This window comes from Mesorhizobium sp. WSM4313 (assembly GCF_002294725.1).
GTDB lineage: Bacteria > Pseudomonadota > Alphaproteobacteria > Rhizobiales > Rhizobiaceae > Mesorhizobium.
The window spans coordinates 1-24,371 of sequence record NZ_NSFT01000018.1 but is presented as its reverse complement, the minus strand read 5'-3'; the positions used below and the strand labels follow the sequence as shown (position 1 = coordinate 24,371).

Genomic DNA, 24,371 nt, shown 5'->3' with positions numbered 1-24,371 from the left:
TTGAAATAAGCCGTGAAGGACAATGATGCGCATTTGCTTGTGTCTCGATCCATCGCGGCTGCTGCGCTGGCATCTGTGGCTGGCGGAAGCGCTCGCTGAAGTGCCCGGCAACCAGGTCTTCTGCGCTTTCGCGGCGGGTAGCCGTCCGCTGCCGTTGATCTGCCGTTTGCTGCTCGACCTCGAACGACTAGTCTATGGCTTTCGCGAGAACGGAGCCACCGATCCCGTCGAGGCGGCGCTGCGATCCCTGCCGCCGTGTCCTGCCGATCAAGTCGACGTGGTGATCGATTTGACCGGAGAGGACCCACTCCCGGCGGGACGGCGCGTGCTGACGCCGCTCTTCAACGGCATACCCAGCGAGATCGGCGTCATGGCGGCCGTGGCGAATGACCATGACCTTCAGGTCGACCTACACGATACGGCGTGCCCGTCGCAGCCGTGGACGGCGCGTCCGGCTAGTACAGACCGTGAAGTGTTCGCGGCGAGTCTCGACAGCGCCTTATCCTGCGCTGTGATGGTGATCCTCAAAGCCTTGCGCGAAGACGCTGGCTCTGCGTCCAGTGTGGACGGTCCACGGACCACCGTGCCTTTGCTCGGCGCGCTGCCGGCCCTTGCGTGGGCGACCAGCGCGGTGGCATCGAAGGCGGTCAGGTTCTTGGATAACCTGGCCAGAGGCGGCAGGGCGTGGGGTATTGGCTGGCGCTTCGATGAATCAGCGAGCCTGCTCGACAAGGGCGAAGCAGTCTTTCGGGTCCTCGCCGAAGGTACCGACAGCTACCTTGCCGACCCGTTCCCGTTCCGGCACCGAGGGCAGGATTTCATCTTTGCCGAAAAGTATCTTTACTCGAAGAACCGGGGGTGCATTGCGGTCGTGCCAGTGGGCCGGAACGGGACCGCCGGCGCACCCCGGATCGTCGTGGAGGAGCCGCATCATCTCTCGTACCCGTTCGTGTTCGAGCATAACGGGCAGATTTGGATGATCCCCGAATCCGGGGCTGCCAGGAATGTCAGCCTCTACAGGGCCGTGGAATTCCCGTATCGGTGGACGCGGGAGGCCTGCCTCATCGACGGCATCGAGGCTTACGACACCACGCTGCTGCGCCACGAAGGTGGCTTCTGGTTCTTCGTCAGCCCCAGGCTGTGGAGGTCGACGTCCTGGGATGTCCTCAGCCTCTACCGCTCCGAGAGCCTGACCGATTTTTGGACGCCCCACGCCGCAAACCCCGTCCTGATCGATGCCACGCTCAGCCGCCCCGCAGGCGCCGTGCTCCGATACGGCGGACGCACGCTACGCCCGGTCCAGGACTGCGCGCTCGGCTATGGCGGTGCAGTGACGTTCTGCGAGATCGATGCGCTCGGCGAGTGCGATTTTGCCCAGACCCCAGTTGGTCGCATTCGGTCCGGACCGTTCGGGTGCCACACCTACAACCGCCAGTCCGGCCTTGAGGTGATCGACCTGTTCGGTCATGTCCGGGGGTTGCGAGAGGTCACGACCTGTTATGGGCTGATTGCCCCGAAGCGCAGATAGCCGCCAAGATGGACCGACGGAATGAGGCGAGACATGCGGCGCAAGCCACCAGTACAAAAGCCCATTGCCGCCGTGATAATCGTGCTGGCCGAGAGCGCGCTCGAATTGACGGTAGAACCGACTGCACTTCCAAGACATGGCGGGCACGCGCCAGGGCACCAGCAAAGAGATGGCTTTTTTGATCGCCGGACCTGTTCGAGCCCGAGCTTTCCGCTGGTTCGCCGAGATCGGGGCCAATTGCGCGGCTAGACGTCGGCCAGGCGCGTTTCGACTTTCGTCGGCCTACACCCCTTATCGACCTACCGTTCCAACCCGCGGGATAACCAGTTAGCGACCTTTGACCCCACCCTTGAGTAGCCGTATTGGCCAGTTGCACGGCGCAAACATTTAGCAAGCCTTGGGCCGAAACAGGGTGCGCCATATCGCAAGCATATTCTTCTGCGCGCAGACGAAGGCCCCTGGTGCTGCAATGTCACGACAAGCCTGGCACCCTGCGGCGATTTCAGCAGCAGGTAGAAGTGAGGGCTTGCGGGTAATGTAACCCTTGAGCTCACGACGCGCATCGGGCTTGCCTGTCGTAATGGTCACGCACGTCTCTTCTGCATCCGGTCCGCCGAGTCAGTGCCGAACGACCAATTTTCCAAGCGTGTACCATGGCCCCTCCCCCCGTATGGCGAGCGTGATGTCCGGTGTCTCGCTGCCTGGCGGCGCCAAACCTATTTGCACTGGATAGGTTCCAGCAGCGAGCCCCGCCGTTCCGATTGTGGCGGTGTCTGCACGGTCGCCCGGAAGGAATCCCCGCATTGAAACCCGGGAGTCCTTGACGAGAGTTCCGATTCTTACCAGCACGTGGCGATCAAAGTACATTGGAGCGTTTCCCTTATTCGCCCAATTTAGTTGCACGGCAAAGTTGCTCCCTGAATGTATTGACGTTGGGAACGCCGCTCGCCTCAGAACAATGCGATAACCGAGCTTTGTCAGCATGTCCCGTACGGCTGGAAGCATCTCGGCGGGAATCGGAGCACTCTTGTTGCTGATCTTCGAGACATGGTTATTGACCGCCCACTGGAGGCTTCGTTGCCATTGAGAGTTCCGCGAAACCCAGTCCGACATAACTCCGCACGGTTCCATAACAACAGGCCCGGACTTCCAAGCATTTGGTACATCCGCTACGATAAGCGGGTATTTGAGTTGCATCTCAGGCTGCCCTCCCCAGCAATCGGCCCTCCAACCGAGACCTTTGCTAATCGCGTAATGAAATGCCTCTTTATCGTTCCACCAAACTCCGTCATTGACTACCAGGAGGCCCTTGATATGCGTTCTGAACTCGTCGAACAGCCATTTCAAAGTATCTGTTGTTGGATAAGGAGGGGTAGGTTGGGTATTCCAAAAGTGTTGCTCACCCCAATCGCCAATAAGTCCGATGTCAATCGAGTCGATCGCTAGGCTGTGGCCGTAACGTTGTCCAAGAGCGGCAATAAGCTTCCCTATATCCTGCTTGACCACGCTTTCATCCAGGTTGGGAAACCATACCTGGGACCCGTCAAACGCAAAGGCAAAGCCTGGGAAGCCGGCATCTCTCAACCCCACCGGCCCGGGGTTACCTTCCTCGTAGGCCATAATGCGAAACGCAAGCCTTTGTCCCGATGCTTGCGCTTGCGAAAGGGCGCTGTCGAGCTTAGCGAAATCGAACGTGCCTGGTCGTGCTTCAATGGCACTCCAGTTGATCCGGAAATACATAGTCGAGGACGGAAGCTGGGCGTCTCGCGCTGCCGATCGATAGAAGGTCTCATATCCGATGCCCGGGTTCTTAATGACGTCCGTGCGTTCCGTTGGATAGTATGTCGATATCGCATGAGTGGGAGATGGCCGGGCCGGCTTGGTCGGTTTGGTATGCATGGCGATCGATAAAATAGGACCGGCCACTTCAGCAGCCATGGCGATGGCAACCCAGACCGCCAGATACGGAAGCCGCCTACGCATAGGTATTTCCCCGGCTCCCCTTTCTAGAAGCGATCATATTCGCTCTTGCCTAGGATCCGGACGTTGTGCGAACTGCCGGAGCACCCACCTCACGCCTCCTGCGAACTCGCCCTGATCTCTGGGACTAACGCAAGGTCGCGCTCACCGCCCTGCCCAGTTACATTGAGAGAGCGCACTCTCAACTCTTCTCTCGCACCCGGCGCCATTTGCTGGAGATAGGCAAGTAATTTGGCCTCGCGGCGCCCACGCGTAACGGTAGTAAGCACGAGCCCACAAGTAACCGACAGAACAGCTAGAAATGTCAAAGCGATCGTCAGAGTTGCGGCCGGCAGTCCCGGAAATACCCCCTCTCTCTCGTAGGCAGTGAAGATCGACACGGCAAGCAGGATGGCAGGCACCAGCAATAAGCCGCCAACGCTAGTAAAGAACAGTAATGGGCGTTCCGATCTCTGCAGACCCGCGATAGTCCATAGAATTCGCAGGCCGTCGCGCCACGTATTAAGTTTCGAGGCAGAACCCGTGGGCCGTGCGTAGTACGGTGTTGCTATCTCGGCCACCGGCAGACCGAGTTCAAGGGCGTGGACGGTCAGTTCGGTTTCGATCTCAAACCCTCGCGCGAGCAGCGGAATCGACTTGACGAAGCGCCGTGTAAACACACGATATCCCGACAACATATCGGTAAAGGTGCGGCCAAATACCGACGCAACCAAGGTCGTCAGTAGGAGGTTGCCGAGGCGATGACCCGCCCGATAGGCAGTTGCCTCCACTTCGACCCGCGCCGCCACCACCATGTCCAGACGATCTTGGACGAGGCGTGCGATCATGTCGCGGGCGCTCAGCGCATCATAGGTCGCATCGCCATCAACCAGGACATAAATATCGGCATCAATGTCCGAAAACATACGCCTCACAACGATGCCCTTGCCCTGGCGCGACTCACGACGGACTTCGGCGCCTGCGGATCTGGCTAATTCAGCAGTGCGGTCAGTTGAGTTGTTGTCGTAGACATAGACACTTGCCCCGGGTAGTGCCGCTTGGAACTGGGCGACGACAGAGGCAACCGTCGCTGCCTCGTTGTAGCAGGGTACGAGGACGGCAATTCGGTATTGGGCGAATAAACTCATTTCGCCGGATTGCCCTTGATAGGTACTGCTGTCGGGCACGAGAAAGTGGACCCGGGAGGCGCGAGTTCCTAAAGACTGCGGCCGTGCCGCTGAAGCCGCTGGCAACGATCCATCGGAGCTTGACCGCGTATTTGCGGCTGGTGTCAGGGGATCAAGAGCGCTCATAGCGATACCCAAGATGCGACGGGAGGGACTCGGATCCAGTCGCCATTTTGCGGCCAAGCGTTCTCGCCAGATGGCGCGCCAAATAGCGGTTCGGGTGTTTCGCCCCGAAGAGGAGCCGGGCGACACGGCCATAGGCGTTCGCAGACGCCGGCCCGACGAAATACAGACCCCGGCATGGGCGCTTCATCATCCGCTGGAAGATCGGCATGTTATTTTCGCAACGGATTCCCACCAAGAGTAGCGAATTGAGAAAACTGAGGCGACCGAGGTCAATCCTGTACGCGGTCGCTAAGATGACATGAATAGACATTCCGATATCGCCTTGCTCGCTGTTAGCGCAGCCCTTCCGTGCATACTGTCATGGCACAGCTCGCTCGGCGAAGCGCTCAATAGGCTTGGCGGTGGCTCTCTGGAGGTACTACTTGACGTTCAAGTGGAGAGAGCCTCGATCATCCAACCGCGAGCGACCTCCAATGGCGTCGTGCAACGCCAAGCGCTCGGCCCCAAAAGTGCTGCCCTCGAAGTTCCGACACCGCTCTCCAAAAACCGGAGCCAAAATGGATGGCGCCTCGTGCGACTTGAACTCTCAAACCCGTCCACGTGATTTGACCCCAGACGTACGTGGAGGCTCACGAAGGCGAAGGTCGCGGTGGACTCCCGGAAACGTCAAAATGCTATTTGCCACCCGGGAAAACCGGAGATCTCCGATACTGTTTTAGATTAGATGCGCCAGCTCCAACTAGAAGATCGCGGTTTATCTTCGATCAAATTATCCATTATGAGTACCACTTCATCGCAACATTTCCTCTGTTGACCGTATAGGCTTACAGGCGCTCAATCTGATCTTCAAGCCAGCACGGCGCTGCTGTCATGGAATCACTTCCGGAGCCGGAGAAGCCTTTGCCCGCCGGTGCGGATTCAAAGAAGAGATCGAAATCATGAACGTCAGTTCGGCTAACACCTCGCTGATCATTTGCGCGCATACCATGGAGCGGTGGCAGGATCTGTTGGAGTCGGTGGCATCTGTGCGTCGACTGGAGCCCCCGCCCGATGAGATAGTCGTCGTCATCGATCACAATGCGGAGCTGAAAGCGCGCGCCGAAGCTCAGTTCGTTGACCTCCTCGTTATTGAAAACCGAAACCGCAGGGGGCTCTCGGGGGCGCGCAACTCGGGGATTGTGGCGTCACGCGGTTCGTTGATCGCGTTTCTCGACGACGATGCCATCGCGGAACCGCAATGGCTTGGGTATATGACGAGCCATTGCGATCGGCCTGGAGTGCTTGGTGCAATGGGCCGCATCGAGCCGCTTTGGCTGGGGCCTCGGCCGCGCTGGTTCCCGGACGAATTCCTTTGGGTCGTGGGCTGCACGTATCGGGGCCATCTGGAAAAGGTTGGCCCCGTGCGAAGCCTGCTCGGCTGCGGCATGTGCCTACGGCGGGAGGTCTTTGAAAAAGTGGGGGACTTCAATGATGCATTGGGCCGAACCCAAAAGCGCCTGCCTATGAGCGGCGAGGAGACCGAACTCTGCATCCGCGCCCGAAAGGCAATCCCATCTGGCGAGTTCATCTTCGAGCCACGCGCTGTTGTCCAACACAGAATTCCAACAAAGCGGGTGACCCAGAGGTATTTTTGGCTGCGCTGCTATGCCGAGGGTCTTTCGAAAGCCCACATATCCGCTCTCCTGCACTCACGGCAGGCCCTGTCCGCTGAACGGACCTACGTTTTGCGTGTGCTTTCACGCGGCATCGTTCGCGGTTTCGGTGACGCCATTTTGCGAGCCGATGCAGAAGGGTTGGGACGCGCTTTCGCAATCACGGCAGGCCTCGCCTGTTCGATCGGCGGCTTCATCATTGGCAAGCTGGAGATTGTCGCGAACCTGCCACGGCGCCAAAAATCTGCGTTTAGGCCAAGAATAAGAGCGTTGACACGCTTTCGCTGACGCCTTGCGACAGTTGGCGCATGCTCCGTCCTTCCTAACCGGCACCCCTTGCCCTCTTTACTGGTAAGGTCGGGAACCCCGTGGTTGCTGACCCGCGAAAAATGTCGCTGAAATCGGAACAGAATGGCCGGATCATCTCGGAATGGCGGCCGAGAGCGGCGGCGTTGAGACGGCTCAGGCGGGTACCGCTCAGCAACGTGGCGATTTCGCTTATATTCAGTGCTGAACCACGGAACCGGACCGGCCGACTCCAACGGTCGAACGATCTTGCTTCCTCCGAGAGTCGAAGTTATCAAATCGCTCGACCGCTAGTCTAAGGAGAGCGCCACGCATCGGTTGGTGCAGTGCACCACAAAGGACCGACAATGATCCTCAGCACGCATGCGTTGGTCGGGGCGGCGCTCGGTAGCTTCCTGCCCGCGAATCCGGCTGCAGCTCTAGCCTTGGGGTTTGGGAGCCATTTCGTCCTCGATGCGATCCCCCATTGGGATTATCCGATCCGTTCCTCGTCGTTGAGCCTCAGGATCGACGCACCTGTTCAGCTTGATAGAGCGCTGCTGCTGGATGTTATGATCCTCGGTGCTGATGCGCTTCTCGGCATCCTCGTGGCCGTCCTCTTCTTCGGATCGCCAGAAAACCAATGGGCGATTCTGCTCGGCGCCTTCGGGGCCATGCTTCCCGACCCGTTGCAGGTCGTGCACGCCCGCTTCCCGCACGGGCCACTACGGATGCTACAACGCTTTCATGGCTGGATCCACGCTGATAAGCGGATCAGCAAGGCATTCCCTCTGGGTGTTACTTCACAGCTGATCTTGGTCGCCGTGGTGGTGTGGCTCACCGAAACAGCCCATCATGGCGTCTTCAACACCGCCGTCGCCACCTTCTTCACCACGGTGCAAGGCCGGGGTTGATCCGGAGGCGATAGCCTCTTGGCAAGCGCTGCGGCATGGTCAAACCACGGTAACGGCGCTATTCTGCTGCCCCGTTCAGTTTCCTTAACAGTGGCGCTCCGCCCGCTCAAACCGTGCCGGTCGTTCGAATAGTTTGGGCCTGATCGGCGCGATTTCAGAGATCTGTACCCGACGGAAGGCCTCGGTCAAATGGGCGAGTTCCTCGCGGCTTGGGGAATATCCAGGATAAACATCTGGAATCCCAAAGAAATACAGTGCCCCAGTTCTTCAGCAACGCGGGAACAACTGCCTACGAGGTAGGGCGGAACGTCTCGGTTCTGCATGGGGCTAACGGGATGACACCTCAGGCAACGGTTCCCGGGCGTGAGACCGAGCCACGCCTGAAGCCGTGCGGCCGCCACCGGCATATTGCTGTGACTGAATGAAATGAGCTTTGGTTGCGCGGTGTGCCCGACGTCTGCAGGATAAAGGCGGGCGAGTCCAGATCAGGCTCGGCGCCGATCGCAGCGGAGTCGGAGAGCTGCACGGCGATCTTGAATCCAGGTTGACCGACCCGACGGGAGCGGCTTCAGTGATGGCAAGCCTTCTCAGTGGCCTAGCTCTCCCTCGGAGCAGACCACGCGACCCGGTGCCTCAGGCAGTGTGCTCACTGTGCGAAAGCCGTTCTGCTACCCGCATTAGATTCATGCCACAGCCGGACGTTCCTGTGCTTTTAAGCAACGATTCGGCGGCGCTGCCAAAGCAGGCGAGCGGTCCCCTGCCGGACGTTTGGACCGGAACTAACCCGAAGAGATACCCACAAAGAGCTAATCACCTATCATAATTCCTAATCATCTATCGCCATTCCATTGTACGGCCGTATCAGTAATGCTTTCGTAATTCAGGTTTCGAGGAACCCACGGGTTTCAATATCTAAATATACTCACCTGATATTCATTCGGCGTGCCCGGAGTCAGCGTATGGTTAGATCAAGCACATCCGTGGACGTGGCGGTCATTGGAGCTGGCCCCTACGGCCTGTCGCTGGCCGCGCATTTGCATGCGGGCGGTGTGGAGCACCGGATTTTCGGGGAGCTCATGGGGTCATGGAGGCACAACATGCCCCCCGGTATGCTGCTCAAATCCTATCCCTGGGCATCGAGTCTGTCCGATCCGGGATCTGAATTCGCACTCAAGAGCTTCTGCGCCGAATGCGCCCTGCCCTATGATGACACTCTGATGCCGCTTCCGCTCGGCCGGTTTATCGAATACGGCAAAGCCTTTCAGAGGCGTTACGTGCCCGAAGTGGAGCGCAAGGCCCTGGTGGCGCTGGAGCCCAGCGCCGGGTGCTTCCGCGCCACTTTCGATGACGGCGAGATCGTCCGTGCGCGCCGCGTGGTCGTGGCGGTCGGCCTGCATCCGTTCAAGCGCCTGCCGCAAGAGGCCGCGCATCTGCCCGCCGAGTTGTGCTCGCATAGTTGCGAATACGGCGCACTGGAGCCGTTGGACGGCAAGGACGTCATCGTGGTCGGATGCGGATCGTCCGCGACTGATCTGGCAGCGGCGCTCCATGAGCGGGGGATATCGGTTTCTCTGGTTGCGCGCCAACCGCAACTGCATTTCGCTGACCAGCCTCGCCCCCGCACCCTTTTCGAGCGCGCGACCGCCCCGATGAGCGGCATCGGCCACGGCTGGACCTTGGCGGCCTGCGCCAAATATCCGCAACTGATCCGGCTTCTGTCGAAGGATTTGCGAGTCCAACTCGCCAACATAAGGGCGCTGGGCCCTCTTGGCGGCGCTTTCGTGAAGAACCGCGTTGTCGGGAAGGTCTCGGTGTTGCTCGGGCGCGCGCTTCAGGGCATCGAGACGCGCGACGGCAAGGTGCTGGTTGATTTGATGGACGCCAGTGGCGCGCGGCATTCGATGCGGGCCGACCACGTCATCTTCGCAACCGGGTACAAGATCGATGTGGGCCGGCTCGCTTTCCTGAACCCAACGCTGTTGCGCCAGATCCGATTGGTCGAAGGCGCGCCGCAGCTGTCGGCCCATTACGAGACCTCGGTGCCGGGCCTGCATTTCATCGGTCCCGCCGCCGCGAACAGCTTCGGTCCGGTGTGTCGGTTCGTGTACGGGACCTATCACCCGGCCCGGCATCTCGCCCGATACCTGTCGTCGGGCCTGGAGCGCCTACAACCCGAGTTCCGGACCCAACCGCTCGACCGCGCGGTGTTGCCGTGAATGCCCCGGTCTCCGGAATTGTCGCGCGCCACAACGTCGTGTCGGCGCCTGGACCAATCGACTTTGGGCTGCGGCGGTCGCTGACTCTGCCGAGAGTCAGCTTTGTCATCCGGGCGCTCAACGGGGCCGAGAACCTGCCGTGGCTTCTTCCGCGCATCAGCGGTGTGTGCCATCTGCGCGCTATCCCGGACATCTTGCGCCTTCTCAAGACCATGCTGTGCGAGAGGCTGGGCGAACGGCACAGGCAGAATGCGAAAGCTTATTGTGCTGGATAGGCCCGATGCGAATCCTGATGGTTGCCGCTCGCTGCCATCCCTTCATGGGGGGCATTGAGACTCACATCCAGGAAGTCGGCCCCCGATTGGTGGCGCGTGGCCACGCGGTCGACGTGCTCACCACCGATCCCTCAGGCGAGTTGCCGGTTGAGGAGGAAGTCCATGGCATGCACGTGCAGCGCGTGCCGGCTTGGCCGAGGGAATTGGATTTCTATATAGCGCCGAGCATCTTTACCGCGATCCGTCGCGGGGTCTGGGATCTGATCCACTTCCAAGGTTATAACACCTTCGTGGTGCCGGTCGGGCTGCTGGCTGCCGTCCATGGCGACCTGCCATTCGTCCTCACGTTCCACAGCGGCGGGCATTCTTCCCGGCTGCGCAACGCCGTGCGCGGCACCCAGCACACGCTACTGCGGCCCCTGGTGGCGCGGGCCGCGAGGCTGATTGGCGTCTCCGAATTCGAGGCTGACTTCTTCAGCGCAAGGATGCGCGTGCCTCGCGAGCGGTTTGTCGTCATCCCCAACGGTGCCGCAATGCCCGCCGCGAGCCCCGGCGTCAAGGTCGATCCACATCTGATCGTCTCGGGCGGCAGGCTGGAGCGCTACAAGGGCCATCACCACGCAATTGCGGCCTTGCCCGAACTGATCCGCAGGGTGCCGGATGCGCGGCTGCAGATCGTCGGCAAAGGTCCGTACGAGGGAGAACTGCGGCGCCTCGTCGCGAGGTTCGGCCTCGAGCAGCGGGTCACTATTGCGGGCATTCCCGGATCCGAGCGGCAGAAAATGGCGGACCTCCTGGCAAGCGCCGCGCTATTTGTGCTGTTCAGTGAGTACGAAGCCCATCCGGTTGCAGTGATGGAGGCCCTGTCGCTGCGCCGTCCGGTCCTCGTCAGCGACACGTCCGGTCTCCGGGAGCTGGCCGCCAACGGCCTCTGCCGGGCGATTGCGCGCGATGCACGGCGGGAAGAGCTGGCCGCTGCCATGGCCGAGGAACTGGAGGCCCATCGGGAAATCCCAGATTTAGCGCTACCGGACTGGGATGCCTGCGCGCAAGCGCTGAGCGACGTTTACCGTGATGTCCTGGGTAGCCGATCCACGATCAATTTATCGCCCGACGCCGCGATGTCGTGGCCCCCTGCCACGGAGGCATGAGGCTGATGATGCCGGCTCATTTCATTGCGCGAACTAAGATCAACCCGCTTCAGGCAGCAATACGATTCGCCTCGGCCGTTATTGGTCCCGACCTGAGCAGCGGCAGTGCCGATGCCCCGTCGCAGCAGGCGAACTCCGGATGGGTTGCGGTTCTGTGTCTGACAGTCGCCACGGCTCTGCTCCTGGTCGTGGCCGGGCACGCGGCCGGGCGCCGGGACTATGAGGTGGCACCACTGTTCTTCTGGTCCGGTGTCGTCCTCCTGGTCGTCCCGACCACCCTTCGCGCTGCTCAGCCGATGCTCGCGCGGGGTGAGCGCCTCTTCCTCCTTTTCCTGCTTGCCGAAGCCCTGTTCTACTGCAAGGTGGTCTATTCCCCGACAGGCTTCATTGCCTTCGACGAGTTCTTGCATGGGATCGCAGCCGATGACCTGATCACGGCCCGCCGGCTGTTCCTGTCCAACTCCCTTCTCCCGATCGGGCCTACCTATCCCGGCCTCGAAATCCTGGCGATGGCGATCGTCGATCTGACAGGATTGCCATTGTTTGTGGCCGGGACGCTTTTGCTAGCCATCCTCAAGGGCACCTTCATCGGCGCCCTGTTTCTGTTCTTCGAAAGCGTCACCGGATCGCCGCGCATCTCGGCTATCGCCTGTCTTGCCTATATGGGCTGCTCGACCTTCGTCATCTTCGAGTCGATGTTCTCGTACGAGAGCCTCGGCATCGTGCTGTGCGTGCTGGCTTTCGCGGTTGAAGCAGCGTCCAAGGATCTCGCCCGGCGACCCAGGCTGAAGGCGCTCGGGCTGATTGCCTTGCTGTTGGCGAGCCTCGCGGTCACGCATCATCTCTCGGCCGCCTTCGCCGCCATCTATTTCGGGGCGCTGGCGGCACTCGAGGCTCTGCGCCGGCACGGCCGCCTGAGGACTCATGCGAGGACCGTGGTGGGGCTCACGGCGCTCCTGGCCATAGCCCTTCCACTCCTATGGGTACGGGCTCATGGCAACACTCTCACAGGCTATCTTGGCCCGGTGGTCGAAACCGGCTTCAAGACATTGATTGGAAAGATCGTGGGCGCACCCACCCCACGGTCGGAGCACCTCGGAGCGCTGACCCAGCCCGTCGGCATGCGGCTGACCACCTTGCTCGCGATCCTGCTGTTGTCACTCGGACTGGCGACGGGCTTCTTTCGCTCGCTGGCCATGGCCTCGCCAAGTGGCGCACGGGCAGGTTGGCGCGCGATCCAGGACATCCTCAGTCGGAACTGGCGCGACAGCCGGATCGTACTCCTAACCTTGCTGGCCTTCGGATTCCCGGTCTCGGTGGCCTTCCGTCTGACCAACGCCGGATGGGAAATCGGCAACCGCATGGGAACGTTCGTGTTCATCGCTGTCGGGCTGGTCGTCGCGGTGGGCGTCGTCCACTTCTGGCAGGGCCGCACGCCGCGCGGGTGGCGCCGCATCGCACCGGCCGTTGCTCTGACGGTCATCGTTCTAGGCGGCGTCACAACCTCTTCGCTTAATCCGATCCATGGGCGCTACAGGGTGGCGGCCGATCAGGAATCAATCGAACCCATGGGGATAGAAACCGCACGCTGGACCAAGGAATGGCTCGGAGCTGGCAACCGCTTCACTGCCGACCGCATCAATCGCCTGCTGCTCGCTTCCTACGGGCGGCAGGACGCCAGGATCAAGATCGCCGAAGGCATCTATAGCGCGCGCATATTCGAGGGCGAGGAACTCGGGCCCGACGAGCTTTACGCTCTGGCGAGGAGTAACATCGATTTCCTTTTGGTGGATCTGCGCCTGTCCACAGCCCCCCCGGTGCTCGGCTTCTATTTTGAGCCGTGGCAACCGCAGGCGGGAACGCCGATCTCGGGCGCAGAGTTGCTCAAGTTCGATGACATCCAGGGCATCACCCGCATCTACGACAACGGGTGGATCATCATCTACGACATGAGGGGTTTGCATGGGAATTCCTAGCAACCGGGACCTTCTGGTCGCCTGCCTGTGGGCAGGGACGACGGTGATGGTCGTTGCTGTCAACGACAGCTTGGTTCTCCGCACTGCGCTGGGGGCACCCATGGTATTCCTCGTCTCTGGCCACGCGGTGCTGCGGGCTCTGGGCGTCAGGACCGCCTCCGCGTTGGAACACCTGGCCTACACGGTCGGAGCAAGCCTCGCTGCCGGCATCGGCGGGGGCTTCGCCCTGAACGCTGCAGGCTTCCTCACGCCGCTCGGCTGGGCGGTTTGGTTCTGGGCAGTGACGACCGCCGCGGCGCTGGTGGCCGTCCGCCGCCGCGACGCTCCCGATTTGCCAGCCTGGCCGGCTCCGGCGAAGCTCCGGCTCTGGCAGGGAGCTATAATGATGCTAGCGGTCCTTGTGGCGACCGGAGCCTATGCGCTAGCTGTCCGGGATGAAGCGGCCTACCGCGAATTCAAATACACCGAGTTCTGGATATTGCCATCGGCCAATGGCGAATCGGGCCGGCTCACCGTCGGCATCCGGAGCGCTGAGACCCAAGCTCAGCAATTCGACCTGGAAATCATTGTCGACGGGCAACCGCTCGCCGTTTTCCGATCGCTCACCATCGCGCCAGGCGACACTTGGACGCGGCAAATCCCGGTGCCCGTCTTGGCGGTTCGCCAGAGGGCCGAGGCCCGGCTTTATCGGCCGGTAGACAACCGACTCTATCGCAGCGTTGCGACACTGGTGCCGCCCATCTGAAACGAGGCTCGACCATGCGCATCCTGCTGCTGTCGCAGTTTTATCCTCCGGTGATCGGGGGCGAGGAGCGTCACGTCCGCAACCTCGGCGCCGCATTGGCGCAGCTGGGCCATCATGTCAGCGTCGGGACCCTGACGCATCCAGGAGCACCCGAAACAGAGCTGGACGGTGCGGTCCGCGTGCATCGCCTGCGTGGCACGCTCCAGCGTCTGTCAGGCCTCCACACCGACCCCGAGCGCCGCCATGCACCGCCCTTCCCGGATCCTGAACTCGTGCTGGCTCTGAGGCGGCTGGTCGCCGAGGAGAGGCCGGACATCGTCCATGCCCATAACTGGATCTACGCGTCCTTCCTGCCGCTCAAGGTTCTGAGTGGGGCACGTCTAGTGGTAACGCTCCACGACTACGGCCTTGTCTGCGCCAAAAAGAATTTCATGCACTTGGGCGTCAATCTATGCAGTGGCCCGACGCCGGCGAAGTGTCCGCCCTGCGCCACAAGCCATTACGGGGCCGTGAAGGCGACCGTGACCACGTTGGGCAATTGGGCGTCGAGCTTCGCCGCTCGGCGCGTGGTGGACCGCTTTATTGCGGTGAGCCACGCGGTGGCGCATCACACCGGACTTAGCCAAGGCGGCGCTCTCTACGAGGTCATTCCCAACTTCGTGCCCGATGATGTCGGGGTGCTTGGCCCGGAGGATCCCTGCCTGCGAGAGCTACCCGGAGATGGATTCATCCTGTTCGTCGGCGACATGATGCGCCTCAAGGGTATCGACGTTCTCCTGCAAGCCTATGCCGGCCTGGAGAGGGCACCCCTGCTGGTCCTGATTGGACGCCGGGTCGCCGACACGCCAACCCAGTTTCCGCCCAACGTCCGCGTCTTCAACACGTGGCCGCATTCGGCCATCATGCATGCGTGGCGGCGTTCACTGTTCGGCGTGCTGCCATCGGTGGGGCCCGAAGCCTGCGCGACGGTTGTCATGGAAGCGATGGCGTCCGGCAAGGCAGTCGTCGCAGCCGACGTCGGAGGCATGCCGGATCTCGTCGATCATGGCGAAACAGGGCTTCTGGTGCCGCCTGGTGACGCTTGCGCCCTCGCCCAAGCGATGCAGACACTTCTGGAGGACCGTGTTTTGCTGGCCCGCCTTGAGACGACAAGCCTCGCCAGGGTTGAGCGCCTCAAGGCCGGAGCGGTCGTTACCCTGATCGAGCAGGTCTACCGGGATGTCATGCGCCCAGCCGCCCGCAGGTCCGCGGTGCCGGCGCATCAAGATTCAGGAGAGAAATCATGCCGGTAGACCTCGCCGAGACAGCGATCATCAGCGTGCGACGGGCGCTTCAGGACAGCACCACGCTCGTCACGAATTCCGGCGCTCTGGCGATCGGAACGATAGCAATGGCAGGTCTTGGGTTTGTCTATTGGTGGCTCGCCGCCCGGCTGTTTCCGCCGGAGGTGATCGGCAACGCCGCCGCCCTCCTGTCCGTGATGGGGTTCGTCGGTCTGCTGGGGGAGGCCGGGCTCGGGACGCTGCTGATAGGCGAAATCGTCCGGCATCCCGGCAGGGAGCGCGGCCTCGTGGCCGCGGCAGCGTGCGTTGGGGTAGCGCTGGCGGTCGGCTTGGCCTTGCTGTTTGTCTTGGGGGAGGCGTCCCGCAACAGCCCGACAAGGCCGATTGACGCTGCGTTCGTCCTCGGCTGCGCCCTGACCGTACTCAGCTTCGTGGGCGATCAGGCGTTCCTAGGCAGCCTGCGCAGCACCGGGAGAATGATCCGGCAAGTGCTGTTCTCAACGTTCAAGCTGATGCTGATCGGCGCCGCGGCCGCCGCCGGCTACGCCTCCAATGCCACGATTCTTATGACCTGGGTGGCCGGCCTGCTGGCGTCCTGGATCGGCGCCGATCTCTTGACCCGTGGGGGTGCGCGTCGCCTCGTTGGCCCCCCCGATTTCCAGCTGCTCCATACCCTCCGACGCAAGGTCTTCGACCACTACGCGCTAGATGTGACCGTGCAAGCCCCGAGCGTCATCATGCCCTACCTCGTACTGGTTCTGCTGTCGCCGTCCATCAATGCCGCCTTCGTGCCGTTGTGGATGCTGGTCTCCATGGCCTCGTTGCTGCCCGCAACCATGACCACGGTCCTGTTCCCAGTGATCAGAGCAAGCCCGAAACAATTCAGGCACAACATCACTGTATCGCTCACGACGTCATTGCTCTTCTCGCTCGTCTGCGCCGCCTTCGTCTTTACCTATTCGCAGGAGATCCTTGCGCTCTTCAATCCGGCCTATCCGAAAATCGCCAGTTCGAGCCTGCGCTTCCTAGGCTTTAGCTTGCTGGGATCAACGCTCAAATTTCATGCCTGCACCTTGGCGCGGCTGGGTGACAGGATGCGCAAGGCATCTCGCTGGTTCGCGCTTGGCGGTCTGCTGGAGCTGTGCTTCGTGGTCATGGGCGCGAGGCTTGATGGACTTCAAGGCCTGGTCGTGGGTTGGACGCTCGCCCTCAGTATCGAGGGCGTGTGTGCGACCCTGAGCTTGGCCTTGGCGATGAAACAGGATTTTGCCACCGGCCCTGTGCACGAAGAGCCGTCCGCCTCGCCGCTCCAGACTTGAGGAGATACTGGTCATGGCCCAAGGTTATCGACCGCAACTCGATGGCCTGCGCGCCATCGCGATCGGCCTTGTTGGCATAGAGCACTTCGGCGGCCCGTGGGTCAGAGCGCATTTCCCCATCGGAGCGGGAGCCCTGGGGGTCCAATTGTTCTTCGTTCTTAGCGGCTTCCTGATCACGCGGAACTTGCTGTTCAGATTGGAGCAAGCGCCTGCGGGCGAAGTCCTCCGCCGGTTCTACATTGGCCGGGCGGTTCGGTTGATGCCGGCCTACTATCTGACCCTGCTGGTACTGTTCATGCTGAGCGTGCCAGACGTTCACGACTTCTTTCTCTGGCATCTCACCTACACGAGCAATTACCTCGCCGCGACCGGAGGCCCACTCCTGGTGTTCTGGTCCCTCGCCGTGGAGGAGCAATTCTACATGTTGCTGCCGATGCTGATTCTGCTGTCCGGTCGCAATGCCATGCGCGTGGCGGTATTCTTCGTCTGCACCGGGTTCCTGCTGCGTATATTGGTTCTGGCCACCCCGGTCGACCGGTTTGCCTTCGAACTCTCGATCTTCGGCAAATTCGAGATCCTCGGGGTTGGTGTGCTGATCGGTGCCCTGTCCTATGCCGCATCGAGGGAAGGGCGCCGGCTCCGAGCCGGTCCCGACTGGTGGTGGGCTGGCTTGATGTGCCTCGCGTTCCAGTGCGTCGCTTGGTACGTCGCGGGCAATGGCGTCCTGCGTCACCTCACTTTCAATCTAACGGTCGGAATTTTTTTCGCATGGCTAGTGGTAAAGGCCGATGCAGAGCTGCCAGGCACGCTCGCATGGTTCAGCGGCTTCAGGTTCGTTCGCTTCGTCGGCAAGATCTCTTATAGCATCTACCTGACGCACGTGTTTTTCCTCAAGATTTTTCAGTCGAGCGCGGTGGTCGAGCGGTTCGGAACCATCCCCCCTTGGGCTCAAGCATTGATCGCCATCGTGCTAAGCCTTTGCGTTCCGACTGTGTCGTGGTTCCTGATGGAGTCCCCGCTGCTCAAACTGAAGGAGCGGGTGCTGGAAGGACGCGACGCCGTTGTTGTTCGGGTACCACCGCCCGACAAAACCTCGCAAGCCCCTAGCGGCGTCGGCTAGCTGTGGAGCCTCAACTGGTTGTCGCTGATCAGTCCGAGTCGATTGATGAGTGTTTTGGACTTAAGCTGCCGTGTGGGCGATGCCAATTGTAGCGATGCATCCATTGGCGAAAGCCTTAGACCTGCAGCAGGGGCCGTTGTCGGTCATTACGCGGCTGACGGTGACGCCAAGGCTTGCGTGGTAGGCGTGCGCCGCTGCCTTGAGAAAGGCGACGGCGCATTCTTTTCTTTCGTCCGGCAATATCTGCGAGAAGGCGACGGGCGAAGCGTCGTCTATTCAGACGTGGACGTATTCCCAGCCGATGCCTCGCGCGTTGCTTTGTCCCTTATGGCTGCCGGTGATGGCCGACACAATCGAAACGGCCGAGATGTGGATCATGTCGCCCGGCTCGTCGCGCTCGTAGCGACGCACCGGCTCGTCCGGCTCAAGGTCCTCAGCAGCGACAGTCTGGCCCGTGCGAGCATCCGGCTCAACGTCGCCGGCGAAATGGCGACGGTGAGCACGATGTGCTTGCCCGTCAAGCGCTGGCAACGCAGCGCCACGATTCCGGTCGGTCACAGCCTTGCAGCAGATGCAGCACCAGTCTCGTCAAGTCGTGAAAATCACAATGACTAGCCTCCGGCCCTCGACCTCGCCGGCAGGGTAGCCGTCGTTTATTGCTGCACCCTGACCTTAATAGGCTCATGGAACGCAGTTGGGTCAACCCAATCGACGGCGATATGAACTTGGCCGCTCGAGGCAACTTCACGAAAGGCAATTACGGCCAAACACACGGCGATTACGGTAAGGACAAACTTCGTATAACGATCCGTCATGGCTGAGCCCCCTGCCTGTCGAGTACGCGCCATCGCGTCTCGCCCGCAGAGCGGCGCTGGGCGGCCCAATCAAGCTATCTGCGAGCGGTGGTTTCGCGCTTCCCACTTCATCGCGAACGAGTTTACCCATCAGACCAAACCCGCGGTGACCAATCCCCTGCCAGGCATCACTTTGAATCGATCCCCTGCTCCGCCACAACGCAGCCAGTCTCGATCTGGCTGACGGTGCACCGAGCCGGCAACCTCTCTCCCGGCGACGAGGTCGGGATCGGCGAACCGGCCTGCTCTTCTGGTTCGCTCCCGTCGACGATGATGTTGACGAGATCCCCCGGCTGTAAGAGGGTCATCCCGACGGACTCGAGGCTGACGGGCCCGGCCGCCGATTGCCGCACGATTTTATAGGTTACCTTGTTCGGGTCCTTCGCAAATTGGGCCCGAGTCACCGGCAACGTGTCAAGCACACCTTCGCTGACCTTCAACTCGCTCTCATTGGCCGCGATCTGGTTCTCGTTGGTCTCGATCTCGGTTTCCAGATCGTTCCTAATGTCGGCCTGGATCTGCAATGCCTGAGATTTCAGCGAGGCGAGGCGTCGCTTGGCCGTCGCATACTGGTTGAGGGCGTCCCGCTGACGCTGCTCCGCGTCGGACAACTCGCTTTGAACCTGATCCAGCATTGTCTGACTAAGAACATTGCGGTCCACGAGCGAACGCATGGCGTTGACGCGTTCCTGGCGCAGCTTGACGAGTTCGTCGAGCGACTCCATGTGCCCGTAACCGACTATGTCCTGCTTGGCCGACTCAAGTTCGCTCAGGATCGCGCGTTCGCGGTTCTTGCGGGCCATGGCGGCGGCTTCGCGCCGGTCACTCTGCTCTTGAACGAGGTTGGCAGCCTCGGTCACGCCGACCAGTTCCAGCAACTGGGCCGGGATTTTGGGCTGCGTGCTGTCGCGCTCGGCCTTCAGCACCGCCGAGCGTGCGAGCAACTTCGCCATGACATCGATCACCCCGCTTCGCTTCTGGGTTTCACGCACGGCTTCGATCTTCTGCCACGGCTCGCTCGCGCCCGGGTCGAGGCCGCCGGCCAGCGCGATGGCGTGCAGGATTGTCATGCCGGGCGCATACTTGAACGAGCCCGAATTCTTGACCGGCCCCAGGACGTAAATGGGCGAGCGCTCCAGTGACAGGATGTTGACCAGCCCCTTGCGGCCCAGCAATTGATCGAAGGTTTCCAGCAGGTCGGCCTGTACTTGTTGCGCCGACCGGTTGGCGACTGAAATGGAGCCGAGCAAAGGTACAGAAATCGTGCCGTCTTCCTGGACGGTATATTCGCCGCTCAGTTCCGGACGCTGCAGGATGCCGCGCAGGGCCGAGGCCGAGGCCGCACGCCCCCACTTGTCTTCCTCGACGTCTACGCGCTCGTAAAACGCGATCTTGAGCCGGTCGCCGACGGCGAACAGACCTCCGGTCGGCACGTCTCGCGCCGTGCTGACGGTATTGGGGCGCTCGGCACCTGAATCGGCAGCTGCGCGGGCGCTAGAGACGGCTCTAGTAGCTGTGGGGGTAGAGACGATGCCCCGTTCGACTAACACCGCGGCCGGCGTATCGGGCCTGGGCGCGGCAGCGGCAGGGGACGGTTCAGTCGTGGCTTGAGCCGGTTGATCTTGCCAGCTATCGATAACGGAAAATACCTTCTGCACCACGGCTTCGGAGATAGGCTCGGCCTTCTGCGCCATGGCTGCCGAGACAGCCTCCGCTTTCTGCGCCACGGCTGCGGAGGCGGCCTCGGTCCACTGCACCACGGCTATGGAGACAGCCTCCGCTTTCTGCGCCACGGCTGCGGAGGCGGCCTCGGTCGTCTGCACCACGGCAATGGAGACAGCCTCCGCTTTCTTCACCACGGCTGCGGAGACGGCCTCGCCGGCATCCAAGTTTCTGAGCGCTGCACCGACCAACACGGCGAGCCCGCAGAGCCCAAAGACAACAAGAAGGATCGCGTTCGCTCCCTGCCCCTTACCGCGAGACGCCTGAGGTGCGACGGGTTCGGAATTACGTTTTGCATCGATGGCCATGGCGTGTGGCTTTCACTTTGGCGGCCACCCGGTCCCGGATTGATAGGGCAGCGAGCAAGACGCCACCTTGAGCCTTGACCGCTAACGGCACAATGATCCCTTTGTAGGCACTCCTTTTGGATTATCGCTCATGGACGCAAACTCATTCAATGAGCGAAACTGCACTGCTGCATACGACACACGGGGCGAGGGCGATCGCGACCGGCCGAGCTCTGAGATCGCCATCAACAGGCGTCCGTAAGATCAATATTCCGTCGCCTTGGACACTCTAACTTGACGGGCACGATGTGCGCGGTGTCGACACGGAGGAGCGGCGCCAAATCCTCGGCGGCATCATCCGACCGGCCGCCGCACCACTGCGCCTGGCATCAGAGCGACCGTCTATCGCCCAGATCGGCCGAGCTAGAGGCGACAGCATCAATCGTCGCGGTCAACGACCAGGAGCTGCAAAGCAGATGCTTTGCCGAAAAGGATGGAGATCAAGAGGTGACGCGAGAAGGGGGGAAAGCGTGCCATAGCAAGTCGGGTCAGCGCCGTTGCGTTTGCCCACCTTCATCACAATGAAGGGCGACATTTGCTGGCGCCTGTTGAACCCTGCCCTCGAGCGAGGGGGAACTGCGACACGTTTCTCTGAACAACTCAACGAGATCTGACTGATGTATTGGCATATGAACGAACCGATCGGTTCGTAAAGGAGATCACAGAGGCTGAGCGCCGACCGCGCCGCTAAAACGGCTAGGTTGAAGTCGCTTCGCATGGCTAATTTGCTTAAAGCTGGGCGGCAAGCTTTGTCCGCTGACGAACTTGATTGCTCCCTGCTTGTCGAAGTGTTGTCTCGCCCAGACGCAGATGATGTCGCGTAAGGGAACGGGAGGAGAGCTCGGCCTTACATGCAGACGCTGCTGCAGTTCATGCATTCGCATCCCGTTCGGGCGGGACCGGAAAGGAACGGCTTTCTTGGCGTTGTCGCAAAAAGCTACAAACCTCATTCAATTGTATGCCACCAAGGCGACGAAGACGACAGACTATTCATCGTAAAATCGGGTTGGGCACTGCTCTATCGCGATCTGCCTAATGGTGGACGGCAGATCGTTGACACTCCAGTTCGGGGGGACATTGTCGGCTTCCGTTTCGTAGAAGGCCCCCGCTACGCTTCACTATCGGCCATAACCGAGTTAGCCGTTTTTGACGTTTCCAGGAAGGAACTGACTGACGCGATCTTTGCGGGAGGCTTGTTGGCGAAAGAGATTGCTTGTTCCTTAGGCCGCCTGAACGCGATCTTGGCAGAGCATCTAGCGAATATCGGGCGGCGAAATGCGATGACCCGCACAGCCCACTTCTTTCTTGAACTGGAGGAGAGACTCTCCATTGCTGGCATGTCTGCCCAGGGACGATACGATTGTCCCCTCACCCAGCATGATCTGGCCGACATTCTCGGGCTAACCGCTGTTCATGTTAACCGCACACTGCGGGAACTCCGCGCCGACGACCTCCTCTCTTTCAAGGCTGGCCATGTGCAACTGATCGACCGCAAGAAACTGGTCAAAATGGCTGGATTCGACAACGAGTATCTCAGGTATGGTTTATAGTTCTGGCTTAACTTATTCATTTCGTTCGCGTTATGATCCTCAGCCAATGGTAAGGAACTGGGTCTTCCCGAGCGGGAATCAGGGGTTTCGCTAAGAGCCTCGCTCGTGGTCATGAAAACGTCCATTTGGAAATTCGGACGCATTCGGTTAGCCACCATCCGGGAGGCTGGAGGCGCATAGCGACTTTGGCCACCGCAGGCAGTGGCTTAGAAATTATGTGCCAAATTGATCCATGTTAGCGCCTGCTTATATGAAAGTCGTAAGCTGTGCAGGCTGTTCTCGTTAGGGGCCGGGTGAAGAAACAGCTCGAAAACTAAAATGTTGGAGCAGTCGGGCCTGAATCCTTTACGAGGGAAAAACCACTGTCAAAAAATTGGAACGAGGTGCCGTATTTGGCCGCCGCGAAGGCGGACTGCGAGGCAAAAGTTGGGGATGCGTCATGAACTCTATGATAGGACTGCATAGTGACACTGCTGCTGATCGATCAGTCGCTACATCCTGGGAGATGGGAGCGCTTCACGAAAATGAAGGAAGGGGATGCCTCCTTGTCCTGGACGAAAGGGCACTAGACCGCGAGTGCCTGGCATCAGCCCTCCTGGACCACGAAATCGGCATGGCGATAATCGCCATGCGTTCGATCGAAGAATGGCACTTCAAGAAGCGATCAGCTTCTCCCCTCGTGGCTATTCTCTTCAACCTTGGTGGCCAGAAGGTCACCGATAATCGTGTCGCAGACGAGATCAAGCGTATTTCGTCCGAATTCAACTCGGTCCCTGTGGTGATCCTGGCCGACACCGAAGATCTTGCGCAGATAATGGCGGCTGTCGAGTGCGGCGCGCGCGGGTATATTCCGACATCGGTCGGGATCGATGTCTGTGTCGAGGCTGTCAACCTTGCAGCGGCGGGAGGCACGTTCGTCCCGGCGAGCAGCATCCTGTCAATTCGGCACCTGATCAATCCAGTGACAAATCCAGGCAGCCGCGACGCCCAACCTTTGACGGACATGTTCACCCTCAGGCAGGCCGAGGTCGCCGAGGCGCTCCGTCGTGGCAAAGCGAACAAGATCATAGCTTACGAACTCAACCTGCGCGAAAGCACGGTAAAGGTACACATCCGAAACATCATGAGAAAGCTGAAGGCGACCAATCGCACCGAAGTCGCATACAAGGTTAACGATCTTTTCGCAGAAGGAAATCTGGCTGAAGAGCGAAACCAATAAGAAGAGGGCGACCATAACGGGTTTTCGACGAGCCGCCTTCGTGGGATCTCAATCCGACTACCTTCCGGCCGCAAACACGACCGATCGATCTGCAGTGCGATCGTGGTTCGAGAACGTGTGCTCGGCCACCCAACGCACGGCTTCGTCGATTGTGTCGAAACTCCTGTGCTGCCCGGTCAGCAGCCCGAAACCTGTCTCGAGAAACCACTTTCCCTTCGTGGAGTAGACTTCCTCATCGAGCTGAGTAAGAACTGCGACCAACTGGCCGAATTTCCACACTAAAAGTCCAGATTCTCCGCCATCAACCGTTCCGATCCGGGCCTCGCTGAGCGAAAAGCCAAGAGCAATCTCTGCGGTGCTCATATGTTGAATCCCTCAACTTCAACTGATTAAAAATCCGGCAAATTCGAATGGCGCTTCTGTAAGTTCCTCTCTTCGACGGGCAGTCGAAAAATTTTAACAGATCGCCGGGCGAGTTCAATGGCCCCGAACCGTGTCTATTCGTCCAATCCACCACTTCTTTGGAGCAGCCATGCAGACTGCTGTCGGTTGAGAACTTCCCTATAAACCCTTTGCGGCCATTTCTTCGAGCGACCGCCAGCCGTGTAGCGCTTCCATCGAATGATCCGAGGCCCGCCATTTACCAATGAGCGATCACTCACCCGAGGCGGAGTTTCGGCGCTCGCGCATGTAATCCACTTCGGGGGCTCAGAACAGGAGCAGCCACCTTATCTGGACAAGACCGGAACATCCTGTGTGTTGGTTCTGGTGTATGGTTGAAGTGGGAAGGAGACCGAATGAATCCTGGTCGTCCTCTCGGACAGGCCGTGGCATGGCTCGGTCCCTTCCCACCGGTGAACCATCAACCTGAACAGTTGCACGGGGCTGTTCCAAGCAGACCCCGCACCACAGGAAGAGGCGTGGACATGATAATGCAGAACTA

General features: G+C 60.5%; 16 protein-coding genes and 1 pseudogene. 12 read left to right on the top strand and 5 right to left on the bottom strand.

Annotation, left to right across the window (positions count from 1 at the left end; translation table 11 throughout):
- The first annotated feature begins 22 nt into the window (after nucleotides 1-22).
- Entirely contained in the window at nucleotides 23-1,528 is a 1,506-nt protein-coding gene (locus tag CK219_RS26845; protein ID WP_095769639.1) for a hypothetical protein, read from the top strand.
- 618 nt (nucleotides 1,529-2,146) lie between these two features.
- Here the strand turns inward: CK219_RS26845 and CK219_RS26840 are convergent.
- Together CK219_RS26840 and CK219_RS26835 are read right to left on the bottom strand one after the other, a co-directional pair.
- A complete protein-coding gene (locus CK219_RS26840; protein WP_095769638.1) occupies nucleotides 2,147-3,511 on the bottom strand; it encodes a DUF4832 domain-containing protein in 1,365 nt (454 codons plus the stop codon).
- An 89-nt stretch (nucleotides 3,512-3,600) separates the two neighbouring features.
- Nucleotides 3,601-4,635 carry a glycosyltransferase family 2 protein gene (locus tag CK219_RS26835; protein WP_095769696.1) on the bottom strand — a complete coding sequence of 345 codons (1,035 nt, stop codon included), beginning with the start codon at nucleotides 4,633-4,635 and terminating at the stop codon, nucleotides 3,601-3,603.
- Nucleotides 4,636-5,738: 1,103 nt separating this feature from the next.
- Between CK219_RS26835 and CK219_RS26825 the strand changes: the two genes are divergently transcribed.
- The 9 genes from CK219_RS26825 to CK219_RS26775 all read left to right on the top strand — a co-directional run bounded on the left by CK219_RS26825 (nucleotide 5,739) and on the right by CK219_RS26775 (nucleotide 17,736).
- On the top strand, nucleotides 5,739-6,740 hold the full coding sequence (locus CK219_RS26825; protein WP_095769636.1) for a glycosyltransferase family 2 protein: 1,002 nt from the start codon (nucleotides 5,739-5,741) through the stop codon (nucleotides 6,738-6,740).
- Between the two features lie 365 nt (nucleotides 6,741-7,105).
- Nucleotides 7,106-7,651 carry a hypothetical protein gene (locus CK219_RS26820; RefSeq protein ID WP_176477168.1) on the top strand — a complete coding sequence of 182 codons (546 nt, stop codon included), beginning with the start codon at nucleotides 7,106-7,108 and terminating at the stop codon, nucleotides 7,649-7,651.
- A 959-nt stretch (nucleotides 7,652-8,610) separates the two neighbouring features.
- Entirely contained in the window at nucleotides 8,611-9,867 is a 1,257-nt protein-coding gene (locus tag CK219_RS26810) for an NAD(P)-binding domain-containing protein (protein WP_095769635.1), read from the top strand.
- 280 nt (nucleotides 9,868-10,147) lie between these two features.
- Nucleotides 10,148-11,293, top strand: coding sequence for a glycosyltransferase family 4 protein (locus CK219_RS26800; protein WP_095769633.1), 1,146 nt, complete (start codon nucleotides 10,148-10,150; stop codon nucleotides 11,291-11,293).
- Complete coding sequence (locus tag CK219_RS26795) at nucleotides 11,290-13,269, top strand: hypothetical protein (protein ID WP_095769632.1); 1,980 nt, start codon at nucleotides 11,290-11,292, stop codon at nucleotides 13,267-13,269. The genes CK219_RS26800 and CK219_RS26795 overlap by 4 nt, the downstream gene beginning before the upstream one ends.
- Before the next feature lie 100 nt (nucleotides 13,270-13,369).
- On the top strand, nucleotides 13,370-14,014 hold the full coding sequence (locus tag CK219_RS26790) for a hypothetical protein (RefSeq protein ID WP_141245409.1): 645 nt from the start codon (nucleotides 13,370-13,372) through the stop codon (nucleotides 14,012-14,014).
- Between the two features lie 14 nt (nucleotides 14,015-14,028).
- Nucleotides 14,029-15,306 carry a glycosyltransferase family 4 protein gene (locus CK219_RS26785; protein WP_095769630.1) on the top strand — a complete coding sequence of 426 codons (1,278 nt, stop codon included), beginning with the start codon at nucleotides 14,029-14,031 and terminating at the stop codon, nucleotides 15,304-15,306.
- A complete protein-coding gene (locus tag CK219_RS26780; RefSeq protein WP_095769629.1) occupies nucleotides 15,297-16,616 on the top strand; it encodes an oligosaccharide flippase family protein in 1,320 nt (439 codons plus the stop codon). The genes CK219_RS26785 and CK219_RS26780 overlap by 10 nt, the downstream gene beginning before the upstream one ends.
- 13 nt (nucleotides 16,617-16,629) lie before the next feature.
- Nucleotides 16,630-17,736 carry an acyltransferase gene (locus CK219_RS26775; protein WP_095769628.1) on the top strand — a complete coding sequence of 369 codons (1,107 nt, stop codon included), beginning with the start codon at nucleotides 16,630-16,632 and terminating at the stop codon, nucleotides 17,734-17,736.
- On the opposite strand, the pseudogene CK219_RS32375 reads toward CK219_RS26775, so the two are convergent.
- Together CK219_RS32375 and CK219_RS26760 are read right to left on the bottom strand one after the other, a co-directional pair.
- A pseudogene (locus CK219_RS32375) lies at nucleotides 17,733-18,281 on the bottom strand (IS481 family transposase); the annotation flags it as partial. The gene CK219_RS26775 and the pseudogene CK219_RS32375 overlap by 4 nt on opposite strands.
- A 437-nt stretch (nucleotides 18,282-18,718) precedes the next feature.
- Nucleotides 18,719-20,620, bottom strand: a complete 1,902-nt coding sequence (locus CK219_RS26760) for a polysaccharide biosynthesis/export family protein (RefSeq protein ID WP_095769625.1) — start codon at nucleotides 20,618-20,620, stop codon at nucleotides 18,719-18,721.
- Between the two features lie 890 nt (nucleotides 20,621-21,510).
- Between CK219_RS26760 and CK219_RS26755 the strand changes: the two genes are divergently transcribed.
- Both CK219_RS26755 and CK219_RS26750 read left to right on the top strand, forming a co-directional pair.
- The gene (locus tag CK219_RS26755; protein WP_095769624.1) at nucleotides 21,511-22,209 is read left to right on the top strand and encodes a Crp/Fnr family transcriptional regulator; all 699 of its coding nucleotides are present in this window, start codon (nucleotides 21,511-21,513) and stop codon (nucleotides 22,207-22,209) included.
- A gap of 439 nt (nucleotides 22,210-22,648) precedes the next feature.
- A complete protein-coding gene (locus CK219_RS26750) occupies nucleotides 22,649-23,428 on the top strand; it encodes a response regulator transcription factor (protein WP_095769623.1) in 780 nt (259 codons plus the stop codon).
- A 57-nt stretch (nucleotides 23,429-23,485) separates the two neighbouring features.
- Here the strand turns inward: CK219_RS26750 and CK219_RS26745 are convergent, their stop codons facing one another.
- The gene (locus CK219_RS26745; RefSeq protein ID WP_095769622.1) at nucleotides 23,486-23,791 is read right to left on the bottom strand and encodes a hypothetical protein; all 306 of its coding nucleotides are present in this window, start codon (nucleotides 23,789-23,791) and stop codon (nucleotides 23,486-23,488) included.
- Between the last annotated feature and the right edge of the window lie 580 nt (nucleotides 23,792-24,371).